This window comes from Bacteroides sp. 1_1_14 (assembly GCF_000162515.1).
Taxonomy (GTDB): domain Bacteria; phylum Bacteroidota; class Bacteroidia; order Bacteroidales; family Bacteroidaceae; genus Bacteroides; species Bacteroides thetaiotaomicron.
Window position 1 is genome coordinate 253,832 of the sequence record NZ_GG774709.1, and the last position, 20,076, is coordinate 273,907.

Annotated in this window: 9 protein-coding genes; 1 reads left to right on the plus strand and 8 read right to left on the minus strand. The window is 47.1% G+C overall.

Features of this window, described 5'->3' with window-relative positions; genetic code table 11:
- Nucleotides 1–32: 32 nt before the first annotated feature.
- From HMPREF9007_RS05735 to HMPREF9007_RS05725, 3 genes are all read right to left on the minus strand, one after another.
- Nucleotides 33–3,194 carry a TonB-dependent receptor gene (locus tag HMPREF9007_RS05735; RefSeq protein WP_050547428.1) on the minus strand — a complete coding sequence of 1,054 codons (3,162 nt, stop codon included), beginning with the start codon at nucleotides 3,192–3,194 and terminating at the stop codon, nucleotides 33–35.
- A gap of 159 nt (nucleotides 3,195–3,353) precedes the next feature.
- Entirely contained in the window at nucleotides 3,354–4,889 is a 1,536-nt protein-coding gene (locus tag HMPREF9007_RS05730; protein ID WP_008762934.1) for an arylsulfatase, read from the minus strand.
- Nucleotides 4,890–5,188: 299 nt separating this feature from the next.
- Nucleotides 5,189–9,253 carry a two-component regulator propeller domain-containing protein gene (locus HMPREF9007_RS05725; protein WP_008762935.1) on the minus strand — a complete coding sequence of 1,355 codons (4,065 nt, stop codon included), beginning with the start codon at nucleotides 9,251–9,253 and terminating at the stop codon, nucleotides 5,189–5,191.
- Nucleotides 9,254–9,364: 111 nt separating this feature from the next.
- Between HMPREF9007_RS05725 and HMPREF9007_RS05720 the strand changes: the two genes are divergently transcribed.
- Complete coding sequence (locus HMPREF9007_RS05720) at nucleotides 9,365–10,006, plus strand: carbohydrate-binding family 9-like protein (protein WP_008762936.1); 642 nt, start codon at nucleotides 9,365–9,367, stop codon at nucleotides 10,004–10,006.
- 60 nt (nucleotides 10,007–10,066) lie between these two features.
- On the opposite strand, the gene lpxA is transcribed toward HMPREF9007_RS05720, so the two are convergent.
- The 5 genes from lpxA to HMPREF9007_RS05695 all read right to left on the minus strand — a co-directional run bounded on the left by lpxA (nucleotide 10,067) and on the right by HMPREF9007_RS05695 (nucleotide 19,950).
- Nucleotides 10,067–10,837 carry an acyl-ACP--UDP-N-acetylglucosamine O-acyltransferase gene (gene lpxA, locus HMPREF9007_RS05715; protein ID WP_008762937.1) on the minus strand — a complete coding sequence of 257 codons (771 nt, stop codon included), beginning with the start codon at nucleotides 10,835–10,837 and terminating at the stop codon, nucleotides 10,067–10,069.
- An 18-nt stretch (nucleotides 10,838–10,855) separates the two neighbouring features.
- The gene (locus tag HMPREF9007_RS05710) at nucleotides 10,856–12,241 is read right to left on the minus strand and encodes a TolC family protein (protein ID WP_008767546.1); all 1,386 of its coding nucleotides are present in this window, start codon (nucleotides 12,239–12,241) and stop codon (nucleotides 10,856–10,858) included.
- An 11-nt stretch (nucleotides 12,242–12,252) separates the two neighbouring features.
- Nucleotides 12,253–15,468 carry an efflux RND transporter permease subunit gene (locus tag HMPREF9007_RS05705; protein ID WP_008762939.1) on the minus strand — a complete coding sequence of 1,072 codons (3,216 nt, stop codon included), beginning with the start codon at nucleotides 15,466–15,468 and terminating at the stop codon, nucleotides 12,253–12,255.
- Between the two features lie 16 nt (nucleotides 15,469–15,484).
- Entirely contained in the window at nucleotides 15,485–16,660 is a 1,176-nt protein-coding gene (locus HMPREF9007_RS05700) for an efflux RND transporter periplasmic adaptor subunit (protein ID WP_008762940.1), read from the minus strand.
- Between the two features lie 179 nt (nucleotides 16,661–16,839).
- On the minus strand, nucleotides 16,840–19,950 hold the full coding sequence (locus HMPREF9007_RS05695; protein ID WP_008762941.1) for a glycoside hydrolase family 2 TIM barrel-domain containing protein: 3,111 nt from the start codon (nucleotides 19,948–19,950) through the stop codon (nucleotides 16,840–16,842).
- Nucleotides 19,951–20,076: the final 126 nt, after the last annotated feature.

Below are 20,076 nucleotides of genomic sequence, written 5' to 3' on the forward strand. Positions count from 1 at the left end.
TCTTTTTTCTAACTGTTACTATCATTATCCGTTTAGAATCCCAGGCTTACACCGAAGCTGATAGAGTATGCTCTCGGATAGGAAGAGTAGTCCAGACCGGGAGTGAGCGCACTGTTGCGTACAGATACTTCCGGATCATAACCGGAATAACCGGTACATGTCCACAGGTTTTGTGCGGCAACGTAAACACGTGCTTTGTCTATCTTCCATTTCTTCACCAGCTTGGCGGGGAAGGTATAGCCTACTGTTACGTTCTTCAGACGCAGGTACGAACCGTCTTCGATGATGCGTGAAGAGATCACACGGTTGGAAGAGGAGTTGGTAGCCGCAGGGATGTCACTGGTCGGATTTTCCGGTGTCCAGCGGTTGGCATAGCTGGCGAACTGGTTCAATTCGCGTGAACGGTTGTTGGAGCTTTCAAAGAACAGGCGGTTGGCATTCATGATATCGTTGCCGTATGACCACTGGAAGAAGACGCTCAGATCGATGCCTTTATATTCAAAGTTGTTGGTGAAACCACCGGTATGTATCGGAAGTCCGCGTCCGATAATCGTACGGTCGTTGGAGTCAACTACTCCGTCTCCGTTAAGGTCGGCATATTTGGGCATACCCGGCTGAGTGTTGGTCTCAGTAGAGTAGTGGGGCACTCCCGGTTTCAGGCTGTATGAGTTACCCGATTTGTTGAAGTCGTCGTACTTGTATGTACCTTCATAGACATAACCATACATCAGTCCCATCGGCAGACCGACTTTGGCGATGTAGCTGGACTGACCGTTGTAGTTCTGGTCGAATTGCGCGGCAGTCAGCAAGGCTGTCTGATTCTCCGACAATGCCAGTACTTTATTCTTATTGAATGAAATGTTGAAGTTAGTCGTCCACTTGAAGGCGCGTGTCTGGAAGTTGACGGTGTTCAGACTAAGTTCCAGACCATCGTTACGTACTTTACCGATATTCTTGGTAGCGCTGTAATAACCCGAAGAAAAAGGCAGGGAAGCGTCCAGCAACAGGTCGCGGGTGGTCTTCCGGTAAATATCCATCGTTATACCGATGCGTTCGTCGAAGAATCCGAGGTCGAGACCTGCGTTCCATTGTTCGGTTGTTTCCCATTTCAAATCCTTGTTGGGCAGAGAAGTAGGAACAACACCTGCATTCGTCGCATCATTGTCGAATGGATAGACGCCGCTTGGGAGGGAGTTTGTCGATGTATACGAACCGACTCTTGATTTCAATACCGCCAGCAGCGCATAATAATCATATTCGCCGATACGGTTGTTACCCGTGAGTCCCCAGCTCAGACGAACCTTACCGCTGGACAGTACACTTTTCAACGGCTTCATAAATTCTTCTTCCGAGAAGCTCCATGCGAGAGAACCGGAAGGGAAGTATCCGTAACGGTTGTCCTTGTTGAACTTGGAAGAACCGTCGGCACGGAAAGAAACGGTAGCGTAATATTTGGACATATAATTGTAAGTCACACGTCCGAGGTACGACAACATTGCCCATGAAGACTTTGCCGAAGTGGTAGTACCTGCCTGTCCTTCGCTCATGCCTGCCATACCGAGTGATTCGTTGGGGATGTGCGTTGTGCGGAATGAATAAATCTCATAGTCCGAGTTCTGGAACGTGATACCTCCCAATACATTGAGGAAGTGTTTCTTTTTGATGTTAGTCTGATAAGTCAGGGTGTTTTCGTTCAGCCATGTCAGGCGTTCCTGGCGGGTTACCTGAGCATTCACTTTATCTGTAGAGGTAGGACCTCCGTAGCGGGTATTCGAGTTGTTGAACTGATCCTGCTTGCGTGAATCATAAGTATATCCGGCGGAAACTTTCAGTTTCAGTCCTTTCAGTACTTCGTATTCTGCGAATCCGTTCATTTGAAGATTGTTGGTGTAGCTCTTCCGGTATTCGTTCTTCTGTGATTTGATCGGGTTGAAACGGTAGTCGTTGCTTGAATCTACGGCGTTGTCCGTTGAACTGTCCATCAGGAAGCTGAGCGGAGTGTCGGGGGAAGTCACCGGACGGTATCCCCATACGCTATAGAAAAGGTTGTTCATACCACTGTAAGAGGTGGATGATGGAGTACTACCTGTCTGGATAGAGCGTGAATAGTTGGTGGTCAGACTCATGTTCAGTTTGCCGCGACGGACTACTGTGTTCATACGTCCTTGCATACGTTTGTAACCGGTTTCTATCAGCGTACCGTCCTGATCGAAGTAAGATAAGGAAGCATTGTAGCGTACACCTTCCGTACCACCGGCAAGTCTGACCGTATGATTCTGCTGCCAGGCAGTCTTGAATATCTCGTCCTGCCAGTTATATTGCGGTATGTCTTTATAATCGTCCAGTGTCCATTGCTTGCCTTCGTAGTTCATCAGGTATGAGCCGGCAACGACGGTAGGATACATTTCATTCTGTAGCTTGACAAACTCATAAGCATCCATCATCGGAATAGTGCGGGTGACGTGCTGCACACCGAAACTACCGTCATAGGACAACTGTGCCCGTCCTACCTTACCTTTCTTGGTGGTGATGATGACAACACCGTTGGCACCGCGCGCACCGTAAATGGCCGTAGCCGACGCATCTTTGAGGAAGTCGAGCGACTCGATATCGGAAGGGTTCAGCGTGCTGGCTGCCGATGAATCTTCTATCGGGAAACCGTCGATAACGAACAGCGGCGAGTTTTCTTGTGTCAGTGAGTTGTTACCACGGATCACGATGCTCATGTTGCCGCCCGGCATACCTTCGCCCGAAGTTACGTTTACTCCGGCGATACGTCCGCCGAGTGCCTGGTCGAATGAAGCGACGGGAGCGGTAAGTACATCCGCCATGTTGGCTTTCGCCACGGAACCTGTAAGGTCGCGGCGGCGTACTTCCTGATAGCCGACAACCACTACTTCGTCCAGTGTTTTAGTATCTTCTTTTAATGTGATGACCATTGGTTTTTGCGAGTCCGCCTTTTGTTCTACGGTGACGTAGCCGATAAAGGAAATAACCAAGGTAGCGTTCTTTTGGGGGATGTTAAGAGTGAATTTACCGTCAAGGTCGGTGATCGTTCCCTGCGAAGTGCCTTTTACCTGAACACTGGCTCCGGGAACACCTTCTCCTAGATTATCCTTCACAGTACCTTTGACAAGTACTTGTGCAAGCACAAATGGAACAGAAAGCAGGAGCATTCCCAAAATGGAGAGCATCCTTTTTCTTGTCTGGTTGGATAGATGTTTTTTCATATATTAAAAATTAAGTGATTTTGTTGAATTTACGATGGCAAAGATATACGCATTGATTGTTCTCATATGGATAGAATTATTCAAGATTGATACAAAATAATACAAATCTGCTATTCTCATTGGTTATCTTGTCTTTACCGATTCAAGCAGTTCGGACAGCTCTCTGACAACTTCCGGATGCTGTTTCGCTACATTGTTTTTCTCCGATGGATCGGCGGATAAATCGTACAGCTGGGGATGCCTGTCATTGCCCAGTTCCATTTTTGTCCAGTATTCGATGGCGGGGGCGTCACTCGGTTCGATGTACTTCCATTGTCCTTTCACGATGGCGAGTGTATTATTGAGATTTTGCTGTACGATGTATTCACGACTGGTGTAGTCTTTTCCCAGAAGCGTGTTCAGATGTTCCTGACTGTCAGGAGCTGCGCCTTCCGGAAGCGGTTGTTTCAGTAAAGCGGCAAGTGAGGCAAAGATATCGATTTGTGAGAAGAGAGCCTGTTGCTTGTTCGGCTTCACTTTGGCAGGCCAGCGGACGATGAACGGAATGCGGGTTCCGGCTTCGTAAGCGCTGTACTTTCCACCACGGTAAATACCCATCGGGGTATGTCCGTTGAGGCGTTCAAAGGCTTGGTCCTGGTAGCCGTCGTCGATGACGGGGCCATTGTCGCTGGTGAATATCAGGATGGTGTTGTCCGTCAGCTGGAGGCTGTCGAGGGTGTTCATGATCTCTCCGATGGTCCAGTCGAGTTGCAGGATTACGTCTCCGCGGGTTCCCAGACCGCTTTTCCCGGCGAAGCGGGGATGTGGGACGCGCGGTACGTGTACGTCCTGCGTGCCCATATATAAGAAGAAAGGTTCTTCCTTATGGGAGGCGATGAAGTTTTTTGCTTTATTGGTGATGATGTCGGCGATGTCCTCGTCTTTCCAGAGAGCGGACTTACCTCCGGTCATCCAGCCGATGCGGGGGATGCCGTTGATTATCGTATTGTTATGTCCCTGACTGGGTTTTAGTTTTACGAGCTCCGGGTTCTCTTCGCCTGTAGGCCAGTCGCCTACTTTATGCTCGTAGTTCACTGTGATCGGGTCGTTCGGGTCGAGTCCTACCACGTGTCCGTTCTCGACGAATACACAGGGGACACGGTCTACGGTTGCCGGAATCACGAACTCGTAGTCGAAGCCGATACTTTGGGCGTTGGGGGTGATGTGCCCGTTGAAGTCGGTGCCTCCCTTCGGACCGAGTCCAAGATGCCATTTGCCGACAACTCCGGTGGCGTAACCTGCTTCTTTCAGCATATCGGCCATGGTGACGCAGGCGGTGTCGATGATTAGTTCCGAGTTTCCGGGGGCGATGCCTGTGTTCTCCTGTCGCCACGGGTACATACCTGTCAGGAGTCCGAAGCGGGAAGGGGTACTGGTGGCGGAAGTTGCATAGGCGTTGGTGAACTGTACGCCCTGTCCGGCAAGGCGGTCGATATGGGGAGTACTGACCTTTGTTGCTCCGTAGCAGCTAAGGTCACCTATGCCAAGGTCGTCCGCGAATATATAAATAATGTTAGGCTTTTGTGAGTTTTGTCCGTTGTCTTTTTGTACTTTCTGATTGCATCCGGTCAGCAGGGCTATACCGGGCAATAGCGGTAGTAAACGTGAGACATTCTTCATAATGTTGATCTTTTATGGAGTGATTACTGAACACAAAGATAAGAGGATTGGCGGAAATGAGTGAGCAGGAATGTACAGGTGTGATACAAAATAGTCCATTCTAAAGGGTTAAATGTTTCGGGGCTACGGATGCCTTTTCCTGACATCGTAGCCCGGATCTTGTGCCACGCTGTTGGCACAGCTGTGCCACCGCGATGGCACGGTCGTGCCAGCAGCGTGGCACAAGTGTGCCAACAGGAGGGAACTACTTTGGCATAGGTTCTCCTGTTACAAATGCTACTTGCTTACCTGTTTGTGGGTTATTGATCCGTTTCTTCGTTCCCTTCTTCCTCTTTTTCTTCACCCTTGCGGTAGGCAAGCGGACTGACGTGGTAAATCTCCTTAAAGCATTTACTGAAATAGCGGGAAGAAGAGAAACCGATGCGGTCGGAAATCTCCGTAATGTTCAGCTCCGGATTGTTCCGCAGCATGACGGCTCCTTTCTTGAGACGGATACTTAATATAAAGTCGTTCGGTGTCTGACCGGTGACGGCTTTCAGCTTCGTGAACAGATTGGTACGTGCCATCCCCATTTCACGGGCGAAGATGTTGACGTTAAAGTCCGTATTATCCAAGTGCTGTTCGATGATGGCCATGGCACGGTCCAGCATTTCTTTATCCATCGGGTTGGTGGCAAGCATCTGGGCAAAAGCCTGTGGCTGTTTGCTGAATTTCTCCTGTAGCAACCGCCGTGAGTTCACCAGATTGTTGCAACGGGAGATCAGGAGATTGGTATTGAACGGCTTGGTGATATAATCGTCCGCGCCGATCTTTAATCCTTCAATGTTGTGTTCCACGGCTGTGCGTGCCGTCAGTAGTACTACCGGGATGTGACAGGTGTTGAAGTCCGTTTTGATCTGTTTGCAGAGTTCCGTACCCGACATACGTGGCATGACAACGTCGCTCAGTATGATGCTTGGCATATCTTTCTGTATGATATCCAGTGCCTCTACACCGTCGGAAGCGGTGGTGACCTGATAGAACGTTTCGAAGATACCTGCCAGCATTTGCTTGATGGATTCGTTGTCTTCCACTATCAGCATTTTCGCATCTTCGATGCGTTTGTTGTCTTCCTCCTTCCATTCGGAATCGGGCAGTATTTCTACGGTTGGAACGATTGTTTCCGGTTGTTGCTGAATGTTGGTGTCGGTGTTGTCCCGTATGATTTGTTCCTCAGTAAAGTGCTGGTTGCCCGATTTCAACGTAATGATAAAACGGCTTCCCTTGCCCGGTTCGCTCTCTACACGGATGGTTCCGTGATGAAGTTCGATGATACCTTTTGTCAACGCCAGTCCGATGCCTGTGCCGGCTCCGGTATTCAGCGAGTCGAGGCGTTCGGTCTGGTAGAAACGGTCGAATATCTTGTCGATCTCGGCGGCGGCAATGCCTGTTCCCGTGTCTTTGATCTCGATAATGACGTATTTATCCTCCTGCGATACGTTGATGGAGATGGTATCTTCCGCTTTCGTATGCTTCAATGCGTTGGACAGCAGATTGTTCACTACCTTCTGCATCTGCTTCTGGTCGTACCATACTTCAATATCATCCGACTGCTTGTTGAACTTGAAATTGATTTGCTTGCTGCTGGCGTATTCAAGGAATAACAGATAATTCTCGTACAGGAAGTTCACCAGATTATGTCGGCTGACTTTGATTTTCATGTGCCCTTGTTCCTGCTTGCGGAAGTCGAGCAGTTCCGTAATTAGTTCACGCAGTTGGAGGCTGTTTTTGTAAATTCCCAATATCTTGTGATAAATATTAGGTGTGAATGTCTGTACTTGCAACAGCGTTTCTACCTGTCCCACGATCAACGTCAGCGGAGTGCGGAATTCGTGGGAGATGTTGGTAAAGAAGCGCAGCTTGGACTGGTTCAGCGCTTCGAGGTCTTCGATGTGCTTCTTTTCATATTTCAGTGACTCACGCAGTTTGATGCGGGAATTGTAGTTCTGAATGAGATACCATAACAGACTGACGGTACAAATGGTGTAAATCAGATAAGCCCACCATGTCTCATACCAAGGCGGTAATACACGGATCAGTAGTCGGGCTTCTTCGATACCGTCTCCGTCCGACTTGATGACGAGTGTATATTTGCCCGGATTCAGGTTGGTATAAGTGATAAGCGTCTGTTTGCGGTCGGTGTGATTCCATTCGTCGGAGAAACCTTCGAGGCGGTAGACGATTTCATTCCTGTTGGCAGGGATGAAGTTGGAAGTGGCGTATTCTATGCTGAACATGGATTGGTCGGCTTTCAGGCTGATTTCCGGTGTATAGGCGATGGACTGTTCCAAGATGCCGGTGTCGTCTCCGGCAGTGATCTCCTTTCCGTTGACCAGCAGGCGGGAAAGGATGATGCTGTAGGACTTGGGCGTAAAGTGCAGTTTCTTTTCCCAGAAAGAAATCATGCCTTGGATGCCGCCTAGAAATACTTCTCCGTCATGCGTTACGAACAATGCGTTTTCGTTGACGGCAGTCAGCGGGAATCCGTTCTCTGTACCGTAGTTGTAAAACTTCTTTTGCGGATAGTCAAACTGGGAGAATCCCTGATTGGTAATCAGCAGCAAGTCTCCCTTTTGTATGGACGACTCGAATACTTCGTAGATACAGTCGCTGGATAGTCCGTCTTTCTGCATGTCGAAGTTTTCGAAGTCGTTGCTCTCCTTGCGGTAACGGTCGAGCCCGCTTCCGGAAGTGGAGAACCACAGGTTGCCGTTGCTGTCCTGCATGATGTTGTTGACATTGTTGTTGCTGAGAGTGTTCGGAATGGAGGGATTGTGTGCATAGTGGGTGAGCTTGCCGGTGTCGAAGCGGTAAGAATATACGCCCTCTCCGGTAGCGGAAACCCATAGCGTTTCGTCCTTGTCGATGTAGAGGCTGGCCACCATACCGATATTTCTGCCTTCTTTGGTATCCTTGAAAAGATGTTCACAGGTGCCCGTTGCCGGATTGAAAAGGCAGACTCCGTTTTGTGTGGCGATGATCAGTTTGTCTTCGTAGGGCACGATGTCGCGTACAATGTCCGAGGGCAGTGTGGTCGGGTCGCCCGCTTTCATCCGGTAAACGGTAAAGCGGTTGGTGCGCAGGTCGAGTTTGTTCAGTCCTCCCAAGTGTGTGCCGATCCACATAATCTCCTCTGTCCGGTCGTAATAGATTGCCTTGACGTTGTTGTGCGAGATACTGTTCTTGCCTTCTTCGTGGCGGTACCAGCGATAAGTATTGTTTTTCCGGTTGTAGACGTTCACGCCACCGCCTTCGGTGCAGATCCATAAGTTACCGTCTTTGTCTTCCGTCATTCTGCCGACGATGGGACTGCTTAATCCTTCTTTCTCCGTGTCTCCCACTTTATAGCGGGTATAGATTTCATATTCCGGATTGAAGTAGTTGACGCCGCCAAAGTAAGTTCCCAGCCATAGGGTTCCCTGTTCGTCTTTCACGATACACCAGATGGAAGAGTGGGTGAGTCCGTCGGGTTTGTTGTCATTGGCGGTATAAAGTTGGAACTGTCCTGTGCTTTTGTCGTAGCGGTTCAAGCCGTGGAAAGTTCCGATCCATAGATTTCCCAGATTATCTTCGCAGCAGCTTCTGACAAAATCGGAACATATACTGTTCGGATTCTTCGGGTCGTGGCGGAAGTTGTCGATAGTGCCGTTTGTGCGGATACGGTAGAGCCCTTCCTCCCAGCTGCCAATCCACAGTTCTTTGGATGAGTCTTCGTAGATGCTGGCTATGTTTCCTTTCGTGATGGGCTGAGAGAGTTGCTTGTCGTCCGACAGGCAGTAAACACCATTGCTGGTGGTTCCCATCCACAGGTTTTTCTTCTCGTCCAGATGGAGGCAGGATAGGTTAATGTCTTTCCCGGCAAGGTGGTAGTAAAGGTCGAAGTTGTTCGTGTTCTCGTTGAAAACGAATACTTCTTCTCTTTTTCCGATATATAGTTTTTCGTTGTAGTAGATAGCGTCCACATTACCTTGTAACAAGGTTTTGAATCGTTGAGTGGTCATGTCAAATTCGGCTACACCGTCGGTGCAAAGCAGGTAAACCTTCCCGTTCTTATTACCTGTGATACGGAGTACGGTATTGCTGAACAGACTGTTCGGATCATTCTTCTTGAGCTTGAAACTTTTGATATCGTTACCGTTATAACGGTTCAGCCCTTCGCGCGTACCTATCCATATAATGCCCCGTTCGTCAATGTACAGGCTGTTGACGGAAAACTGGGAAAGTCCGTCATCTGTGGTCAAATGGCTGAAAGTAATATTTTGTCCTAACGTACGGACAGCAGTTACGCTTAAAAATAGCAGAAATAAAAGGATTGTTTTTCTCACTAATTCGGTTGTTTAGGGTATTACTAATGGCAAATATATTGTTTTTATTTGATTTTCGGGAACCTTATTAGGAGAAAGTAACTATATTTGTATCCTCCAAACGAAAGATATATGAAAGTAAAGAAAATTAGTTCTGCTAATGTAGAGGCTTGTTCGCTTCCTAAATTATTTGATGAGGAAAAGATAGATTTCCAGCCGGTTCAGTGTGTCAACTGGGCTGAATATCCTTACAAGCCAAAAGTAAGTTTCCGGATTGCGCATACCAAAGATTCTATTCTGTTGCACTTCAAAGTCAGAGAAGAAAGTGTACGTGCCAAGTATGGAGAAGACAATGGATCTGTATGGACTGATTCCTGTGTGGAGTTTTTCTCTGTTCCGGCCAGTGACGGAATCTATTATAATATAGAATGTAACTGCATCGGAACGATTCTGATCGGTGCCGGACCAGCCCGTAACGGTCGGGAACACGCTCCGAAAGAAGTGACGGCTCTCGTGCAGCGTTGGTCCAGTCTGGGCAATGAACCCTTCGAAGAACGTGTGGACGATACGACTTGGGAAGTAGCCTTGATTATTCCTTATGCTGCATTCTTCAAGCATCAGATACAGTCACTGGATGGAAAGGAAGTTAAAGCGAATTTCTATAAATGCGGGGATGAACTGCAAACCCCTCACTTCCTGTCATGGAATCCGATAAAGATTGAGAAACCGGACTTCCATCGTCCCGACTTCTTCGGTACGCTGGAGTTTGAATAAATAAGAAGGGTGATGTCCGTAAAAAGACATCACCCTTTCTCTATGAAAAGTGTATTTTGTCTATTTCACAATCCCACGTTCCGAACCTTTTACGAAATTCACGATATTCTCGATTTCTTCACTCATCGGAACCTGATCGATAATCTTCTGGACAGCATCCTGAACACTGAAATTACCTTGATAGATCAACCGGTAAGCATTGGCAATATGACGAAGGATTCTTTCCGACGTATTGTGATGCTGTGACAGAACGACTGCATTCACTCCATGATAGGCAACAGGATTACCGGACATAATTACGTAGGGAGGAACATCTTTGGAGATGCGGCATCCGCTTTGTACAAGTGTCCAGCTACCAATGTGACAATATTGGTGCAACGTTACGTTGCCGCTTAGGATCACACAATCATCTAATGAGCATTCTCCTGCAATTGTAGTACCTATTCCTACCACACAATTATTGCTGATCTGCACATCATGGCAAAGGTGTACCTTATCCATCAGGTAGTTCCCGTTTCCAATTCTGGTAGCATTTCCTGCAAAAGTGGCACGGCTGATTACTACATTCTCACGGATATCGTTATTGTCTCCGATGATCAGACTGCTTTCTTCCCCTGTATAGTGAAAGTCTTGCGGTTCTGCTCCCAGGACAGCATTCTGATGTATTTTGTTTCCTTTCCCCATTTTTGTACCTTTCAGGATACTGGCGTATGACATGATGGTACAGTCATCGCCGATTTCCACATCTTTCTCGATGTAGGCGAAAGGCAAGACAGTTACATTCTTGCCTAATTTCGCTTCGGGGTCTACGTAAGCTAACGGACTAATCATAATAGTATATGTTTAAAGTTAATCTTCTCTTCCACCGCCTAATGCCTGGTAGAGGCTGACCACAGCCTGCATCTTGTCGAAACAGTCGGAAACCTGAGAAATCTGTGCGCTCAGATAAGATTGCTGTGCCGACAATACTTCCAGATAGGTTGACGTCCCTAAGTTAAACAATTCTTTTGTATCTTCCGAAGCTTTCTTGGCAGATTCTACCTGCATTTGGCGGGATTCAGCCTTTTTACTGGTGTTTTGGTATAAACTTAGCGCATTGCTGACTTCGCTTCCGGCATTGTACAACGTTTGCTGGAAAGATAATTTAGCTTGTTCTTCCTGTGCTTTCGCTGCTTTCAGGCGAGCAATATTCGTACCACGGTAGAACAATGGCTGAGTCAGTGAACCGATAGCGGAAGCCAGTAACTTACCCGGATTGATAATGGCGGAACCTGCACTGTTCGTCCATCCGGCAGAACCGCTGAGAGTGATCTGCGGATAGAAAGCGGCACGGGCAGAGTTCGTATTATAATAGCAGCTTGCCAAAGACATTTCGGCTGCTTTTACGTCCGGACGGTTAGATAACAACTGCAAAGGAATCCCTGCGGAAAGTTCCTCAGGAAGTGCCTGTGCTTCCAGTACACCACGTTTGATCGCGTGCGGAGCTTCTCCCAAGAAGGTAGACAGGGCATTTTCCGTTTCGCGGATGCTCTGCTCGATGTCGGGGATGGAAGCCACTACTTGTGCATAGGCAGCTTTGCTTTGTGCTAAAGCGGCAGATGTGTAGGTCGATCTTTCCGAAAGTGCCTGTACGGTTTCAGCATTACGCTTCAGTACCTCAGCCGTAGCCTGAGTGATCTCCAGCTGGCGGTCGAGCATAAGCAAGGTATAATACATGTTGGCAATGTTGGCAATAACTTGTGTCTGTACAGCCTGGCGATAAGCCTTTGTCTGTTTCAGGGTGACTTGTGCATTTCGTTTGGAGTTCAGCAGTTGCCCGAACAGGTCTACTTGCCAACTGGCAGTAACCGGCAATGAGTACGTTTTAGTTGCTGCGTTCTTGTCAAAACTGCTGATTGTTCCCTGTGGAGACAAACCGATGGACGGTGCATAAGCCAGTCGGGCTGACATCAGAGACGCTTCTGCCGCTTTGACGTTCAATGCAGCGGAAAGGAGGTCAGTGTTTTGTTTCAGTCCCTGTTCGATGAGAGACTGGAGCTGTGGGTCGGTGAAGACTTCTCTCCACGGCAGGTTACCGAAGTTGGTGGTATCCGAAGCTAATGTATCATTGTCCGCTGCCGGATCACGATACAGGCCGGAAGCGGTAATATCTTCGGGTCTGTCATACGACTTATAGATGTGGCAGCTGCTCAGGAGAGCAGTTGCACACAACATATATAGAATCTGTTTCTTCATATCGAATTTCATTATTTAGCGTATTGTTCAATCTCAGTTACGGCATCCGTATTGTCGATGTCTTCCCATTCCATCGGTTTAACCTTCTCTTGCAGGTACTGGAAGATAACGAACAAAGCAGGAACGATGAAGATCTGGCAGATCATACCGATCAACATACCACCAATAGAAGCTGTACCCAGTGTACGGTTACCGTGGGCACCTACACCGAATGCGAACATCAACGGAAGCAGACCGACTACCATAGCCAATGAGGTCATCAAGATCGGGCGGAGACGGGCACCGGCACCCAGAACGGCTGCCCATGTGATACTCATACCCATTTTACGACGGTCGAGGGCAAACTCTACAATCAAGATAGCGTTCTTTGCCAACAGACCCATCAACATGATCAACGCAATCTGCATATAGATATTGTTGGACATGGTACCGAGTATCATTTTCAAGGCCGATATACTACCGATCGCGCTCATTCCGTTGACGAACAGGAAGCTGCCTAGCAAACCGAACGGAATGGATAACAATACGGCCAGCGGAAGAATATAACTTTCGTACTGAGCACTCAACAGCAAATAAACGAATACGAAACAAAGGATAAAGATCAAACCAGTCGTACTGCCGCTACTTTGTGCTTCCTCACGAGCCATACCTCCTAGTTCATAAGTGTAACCTGCCGGAAGGTTTTCTTTGGCCACTTCTGCCAGTGCAGCCAGTGCCTGACCGGAAGTATAACCGGAAGCCGGAGCTACCATCACCTTCATGGAAGTATACAAGTTGAAACGGCTGATAATATCAGGTCCGTATACCTTCTCTACAGAGATGAACTGGGAAATCGGAGCCATTTCGCCTTGGTTGTTACGAACCTTGACATTATTCAGTGATTCCAGATTCTTGCGTGATAACGGATCCGACTGAATCATTACACGGTACATCTTACCGAAACGGTTGAAGTTGGATGCGTACAAACCTCCGTAATATCCCTGCATCGTGCTAAGAATATCGCTTGGGCTGATACCTGCCTTCTTACAAGCTGCCGCATCAATATCAATCATATATTGCGGGAAGTTCGGGTTGAAGGTCGTTTTTGCAGAGTTAATTTCCGGACGTGCCTCCAATGCTGCGGTGTAGTTGTTGGCTACATCAAAGAATTTGTTCAGGTCACCACCTGTCTTGTCCTGCATGTTCACCTCGATATCCGTAGATGCCGAGTAACCGGGGATCATAGGAGGAGCGAAGAACAATACCTGTGCTTCCTTGATAATCTTCTGCGCACGCATGTATAAAGAACCGACGATAACGTCTGAGTTCTGAATCATGGAGCGTTCATCCCAGTCTTTCAGTTTGATAATGAAAGAACCGTAAGACGGTCCCTCACCACCAATGAAACTGAAACCGGAGATCAATGTACGTGAAGCTACGGCAGGGTCCGCAGCAATCAGACTATCTACACGTGCCAGTATTTGTTCCGAGCGGTCTTGTGATGTACCCGGAGGTAGTGTTACAGCTCCCATCAGCGTACCAGTATCTTCATTAGGGACCATACCTGTCGGAGTAGTGTTCATAAAGAAGATCAGCAATACGATAGAGAGAACCACCAGTCCCATTGACAACCACTTTTTCTGGATAAAGAAGAGTACGCGTTTCTTATACCTCTTTAATATAGAGTCATAAGCGGCATTGAAAGAAGTGTGGAAGCGAGAAACAAGTGTTTGTTTCTTATCTCCATGATCAGTATGCGGTTTCAGAAGAACGGCACACAATGCCGGACTCAGTGTCAAGGCGTTCAATGCGGACAGACCGATAGCGATAGCCATTGTCAAACCGAATTGGCGATAGAACGTACCTGCCGTACCACCCATGAAACTTACCGGAATAAACACGGACATCATGACCAGTGTGATAGATACGATGGCACCACCCAATTCGTTCATCGCATCGATAGATGCCAGACGGGCGGATGTATATCCCTGATCGAGCTTGGCATGTACACCCTCGACAACCACAATCGCATCATCGACCACGATCGCAATGGCAAGCACAAGGGCACACAGGGTCAGCAAGTTCAAACTGAATCCGATCAGTGACAGTACGAAGAATGTACCGATAAGGGCTACCGGAATAGCAATGGTCGGAATCAAGGTAGAACGCAAATCCTGCAAGAAGATATATACTACGATAAATACCAGAATAAATGCCTCGATCAATGTCTTCAACACTTCGTGGATAGAAGCGAACAAGAAGTCGTTGGCGTTCATAGAAACGTTAATCTTCAATCCCGAAGGCAGTGTTGTGGATGCTTCATCCAATAATTTCTGGATATCAGTGATGGTTTGCGTAGCATTTGTACCAGCCATCTGATAAACGATACAGGTTACAGCTTTGTGTCCGTTTACACGGTTGGTAAAGTTATATCCCAGACGGTCCAGCTGAATCTCCGCAATATCATTCAGTCGAAGTACCTCACCGTTAGGCAGAGACTTGATGACAATGTTCTCAAACTCTTCCGGCTGTTGCAGACGTCCTTTGTAACGAATGGTATATTGGAAAGTCTGGTTACTACGTTCACCGAATTGTCCCGGAGCCGCTTCTATATTCTGTTCAGCCAAAGCGGTAGATACGTCGTTGGGGATCAGTTTATACTGAGCCATTACGTCCGGTCTCAGCCAGATACGCATGGAGTAGTCCTGACCCATCACACTGGCATCACCTACACCCTGTACACGTTGAACCTGAGGAATCAGGTTGATTTTTGCATAGTTCTCGATGAAAGCATCTGTATATGTATCGGTTTCATCGTAAAGAGAGAATACTACCAGCATGGATGTCTGACGTTTCTGAGTAGTCACACCAATTCTGGTAACTTCGGCAGGTAGCAAACCTTGTGCCATGGAAACACGGTTCTGTACGTTAACGGCAGCCATATCCGGATCAGTTCCTTGTTTGAAGTAGATCGAGATATCACCGGAACCGGTATTGGATGCGTTGGAAGTCATGTACATCATGTTTTCTACACCGTTGATCTGCTCTTCCAGAGGGGCAATTACAGAGTTCAATACGGTTGATGCACTGGCACCCGTATATGTGGCTCTTACCGATACGGTAGGAGGCGCAATGTCCGGATACTGTGTGATAGGCAGTGTTGCCAATCCGATAGCACCTAGGATAACTATCAAAATGGAAATAACTGTTGATAGTACCGGACGGTTAATGAATTTATCTAATTTCATACGATTATCTAAATTATTAGTTGAAAGCTGTAGCTAAATTTCCGTCGTGCTGGTCTTTCAAATGCTGTTGATAGTTCGCTTCTTTTTGAGCCGGCGTGATTGGTTGTATTTTTTGGCCGTCCTTCAGGCTCTGTACACCTTCGACTACGATTTTATCGCCGGGGTTCAGTCCGGAAGTTACCAGATATTCTTTTCCGTTGTCCAGGTTGAATATACCGATCTCGGTATATTTCACCGTGTTGTCCGGCTGCAGAACGTAAACGAACTTTTTGTCCTGGATTTCTACAGTAGCCGATTGTGGGATGCTGATAACGTTCTCCATATTATAAGGGATCAGAACGTTGGCAGTTCCACCACTACGAAGCATATGCTCCTTGTTAGGGAAGATAGCACGCATGCTAACAGAACCGGTTGACTGGTCGATCACTCCTGTGATAGCGTCTACCTTTCCTTCTGCATCATATGTTGTGCCGTCAATCAATTGTAGTTTGATGGCTGGTATTTTACTGATTTCTTCTTTGATGGTTCCTCCGGTTTTGGTCATAGCCAGCAGTTCTTTTTCAGTTGTAGAGAAGTATACATATACTTCGTCTATTTCAGATACTGTAGTCATTGGTGTAGCCATAGAGGGGCTTACGAGTGCTCCCAAACGATAAGGAATGTCGTTGATAACGCCGTCTGAAGGACTCTTTACTTGTGTGAAAGAGTAATTTTGTTGTGCTGTGGTCAGCTGTGCTTTAGCCTGGGCGAGTTGTGCCTGAGCCTGTGCCAGTGAGTTCTTCGCCATTGACAAGTCATAATCGCTGATAATCTGTTTCTTGTTCAGTTCGATCTTATTGTCAACAGTCATTTGTTGTGTATTCACGGCTGCTTCTGCTGTTGCAACTGAAGCTTTTGCTGTGCGTACTGCTGCTTCATACTGAGTAGGGTCTATGATGAATAAGAGCTGTCCTTTGCGAACGGTTGCTCCTTCATCTACACATAACTTTGTGATGAATCCCGATACCTGCGGGCGGATTTCTACGTCTTGTCTACCTTTGATAGTAGCCGGATAAGCTTTCATTAGATCTGCAGTTGTCTTCTGTAATTCTTGTACTGCATATTCTGGGACTTTCCCTGTGTCATTGCCCTTATTGCCGCAACTAGACAAGAGGGCTAAGCAAAATGCAAAAAAAACAATTCTACTTTTCATACTTTATATTTATCTGTTTTTTAAAATTGTGCGTTCGTCGCTGTGTACATTCATTGTATGGATAGATGATCTAAGGAAGAAAAGCCGGAAACTTATTCCATGAAATAAGTTTCCGGCTGCAAAAGTACTTTAAATTCGGTATTCTTGTACTCTGATACCGTGTTTTTTAACTATGTTTTTTACTTCAGTTTATGATATACAGGATTCATTATGAAACTGAACTCATAATCCTGATATGGAAGACGGTATTTTTCCAAAGCGATAGCACCCCAGCTATTTACGCAGGCGAGTCCCGTTTGTGCCTTATCAATACAGAAGTTTGTGAAATTGGCTTTTTCTACTTCCGGTGAGTGACGCTGGTCTTTGCCGGCACCGTCATCCAATGATTCGATTGTATAATTCAGTGCGGAAGCGGAGAACGGTGCATCGGCTACAAACTGCAGTCCGTTGCCGCCGATATTAAGCAGTCTCCACCAACGGATATCAGTTTTGGTACCGGTTTCCTGCGGGCGGATGTATGGATAGAATTGTTCTTCTACGGTCTGGCGGTACTTGCCGATTCTTGCGGCGTGGTTACGGTCAGAATAGTTTTCACCCGGTCCGCGTCCGTAATATTCAATCTCATTGAAGGTGACAGGCATACGCAGCTGCATTCCGAAACGGAACATATCGGAAACCTTCTTGCTCTTGTCTGCTTCCATCTTTTGAGTTACTTTTACTGCTCCCTTATTATTGATGGCATACGTCAGGTACAGCTTTCCACCAATAGATTTCATGTCATATTCTGCACGAACCACTGCTTGTTCGTTTTCTATATCATGCTTCAATGAAGTCAGTTTTAGTTCCGGATTCTTCCATGCGGCATATCTGTGTTGTAATCCTGCTCCAAAGTCGTTGTCGGTCGGAGCACGCCAGAAGTTGGGAGTCAGTGCACTTCCGTCTTCCATCAGTTGCGTTCCGCTGACGTCGTAGCGGCAGAGGTAACCGTTGTGCTTGTTGAATTCGAGCGTGAAGTCTTCGCCGGAAACAATCAGATAGTTGCGGTCGTTATCGTGGAAAGAGGGAACTACGACTGCGATATTGGAGGACTGCTTGTTTTCCAGTTTTAGTTCCGGTGCCTTGTAGTCACGGATACTCATTTGGTCATAAGCGATGGTTTCTCCCGCAGGAAGCAATGTCTCGGCAGCTTTTAGCTTGTAGCTGACATTCAGAAGCAGTTCCTTGCAAGAACAGATGTTCTTTATGTCGAATGGGAGTTGAAGTTTTGCAGTCTGTTGCGGGGCTACATTCAGGTCTGATACGATGCCGTTTTGTACGATTTCCCCGTTAGCCAGTAACTGCCATTCCAGATAGAATGCGGACAAGTCACGGAAGAAGTTCTCGTTATAGATATTGATCTCACCTTTGGAAAGATCGGCCGGAGTAGTCCAGATATTCTGATAGAAATATCCTACTTCGTAAGCGTGCGGGTTTGGTACGCGGTCGGGGCTGATCAAGCCGTTGTCATTGAAGTTATTGTCCGAAGCGTCATATTTGTTAAAGTCGCCTCCATAGCCGTAGATGGCTACACCGTCTTTATTTTTCCAATGGCAGGACTGGTCGACAAAGTCCCAGATAAATCCACCTTGATATTTCGGGTACTTGCGGGTGATGTCCCAGTACTCCTTGAATCCACCTTGTGAGTTGCCCATAGCGTGTGCATATTCGCATTGGATAAGGGGTTTGTCAATGTTGCCTTCACAATATTTGATACAGTTATTGTAATCATAATACATCGGGCAGAAAATGTCGGTGAATTCGCTGGTTCCCGCTTGTTCATATTGTACGGCACGTGTTTTGTCTTCGTTCTTGATCCATGTATAGCAATGTTCGAAGTTAGGTCCCATACCGGCTTCGTTACCCAATGACCAGAAGATGATGGACGGATGGTTGTAACCACGTTGTACATTGCGTTGATTACGTTCCATATGTGCTTTGGCGTAAATGGGGTTTTTGGCAAGGCTCTTGTCTCCATATCCCATTCCGTGGGATTCGACATTGGCTTCGGCTACTACGTATAAACCATATTGGTCGCAAAGATCATACCAGCGGTTGTCGTCCGGATAATGGCAGGTACGTACTGCATTGATATTAAGCTGTTTCATAACTTTGATATCTTGTATCATACGTTCGAGGGAAACGACATAACCACCGTCCGGGTCCATTTCATGACGGTCGGCTCCTTTAAAGAGTACTGGTTGGCCGTTGACGAGTATTTGTCCGCCTGTCAGTTCGATCTTGCGGAAACCTACCTTGACAGGGATCACTTCAGTAACGGTATTTCCATTTTTCAGAGTAGCGGTCAATGTGTAGAGGTTGGGCGTTTCAGCAGTCCATTTGGCAGGATTGGCTACGTTGATAGTCGTGTTCAATTTGCCGGAACCTTTCAGATCGGCTGTGGCTACACTTTTTCCTTGTGCGTCTGTCAGGTCAAGAGCTACAGTGCCGCTGCCTTTCATGTCGATAGCTATGTTCAGTGTACCGTCTTTATACTGGCTGTCCAGATCGGGAGTGACGCGGATATCCTGAATGCGTTTCTTGTCGCGTGCATACAGATAGCAGTCGCGTCCTACGCCGGAATAACGGAAGAAGTCCTGATCTTCCAGATAACTGCCGTCGCACCAGCGGAACACCTGGAAGGCAATCAGGTTTTTGCCGGGTTTCAGGTAGTTGGTCAGATCAAATTCGGCTTCCAGTTTGCTGTCTTCGCTATAGCCTACGTAGCGGCCGTTTACCCAAAGATACATATTGGAAGTTACCGAGCCGAAGTGGGCAAAGATGTCTTTTCCTTTCCAGTCGGCAGGAAGAACGATTTCTTTTCGGTAAGAGCCTACGTGATTGTTTTCTGTGGGGACAAGGGGAGGATTGTTCTGAAATTGGTTTCTCCAGGCATAGCCGACATTTACGTAAATCGGATCGCCATAACCATTCAATTCCCAAACGGCGGGTACTTTAATATTGTCCCAGCCTTTGTCGTTAAAACTTGTCTGATAAAAGTTTGTCGGGCGTGCGTCTGCATTTCTTACCCAGTTAAATTTCCAGAGACCGTTCAGAGTCATAAAATTCTGAGAGTCTTCTTTGCTGCCCGCTTTAGCTTCATCAGCCGATGCATAGGCGAAATAATTAGTGTGCATTGCGGAGCGGTTTACGGAATTCACTTCCGGGTCTTTCCACTCGTTAAAGTTTTGTGCTTGGATGGCTGTTGTTAGTCCTAGTGCAGCCAAACAGCAGGAAAGTAGTTGTTTCTTCATGGGTTTTTTGTATTAGGTTTGAATTTCGGGAGTCAAAGATAGGGATTTATTAACAAGATAAGGACCAATAATCATTCATTTAAGGCTACTTTTTAATAAATTAGCTAGAAAGTGTAGTGTTTATTG

Coding starts and splice junctions, on each gene's coding strand:
- HMPREF9007_RS05710 (WP_008767546.1), bottom strand. CDS start 12,241: ATGAAGAAACAGATTCTATATATGTTGTGTGCAACTGCTCTCCTGAGC.
- HMPREF9007_RS05735 (WP_050547428.1), bottom strand. CDS start 3,194: ATGCTCTCCATTTTGGGAATGCTCCTGCTTTCTGTTCCATTTGTGCTT.
- lpxA (WP_008762937.1), bottom strand. CDS start 10,837: ATGATTAGTCCGTTAGCTTACGTAGACCCCGAAGCGAAATTAGGCAAG.
- HMPREF9007_RS05705 (WP_008762939.1), bottom strand. CDS start 15,468: ATGAAATTAGATAAATTCATTAACCGTCCGGTACTATCAACAGTTATT.
- HMPREF9007_RS05720 (WP_008762936.1), top strand. CDS start 9,365: ATGAAAGTAAAGAAAATTAGTTCTGCTAATGTAGAGGCTTGTTCGCTT.
- HMPREF9007_RS05695 (WP_008762941.1), bottom strand. CDS start 19,950: ATGAAGAAACAACTACTTTCCTGCTGTTTGGCTGCACTAGGACTAACA.
- HMPREF9007_RS05730 (WP_008762934.1), bottom strand. CDS start 4,889: ATGAAGAATGTCTCACGTTTACTACCGCTATTGCCCGGTATAGCCCTG.
- HMPREF9007_RS05700 (WP_008762940.1), bottom strand. CDS start 16,660: ATGAAAAGTAGAATTGTTTTTTTTGCATTTTGCTTAGCCCTCTTGTCT.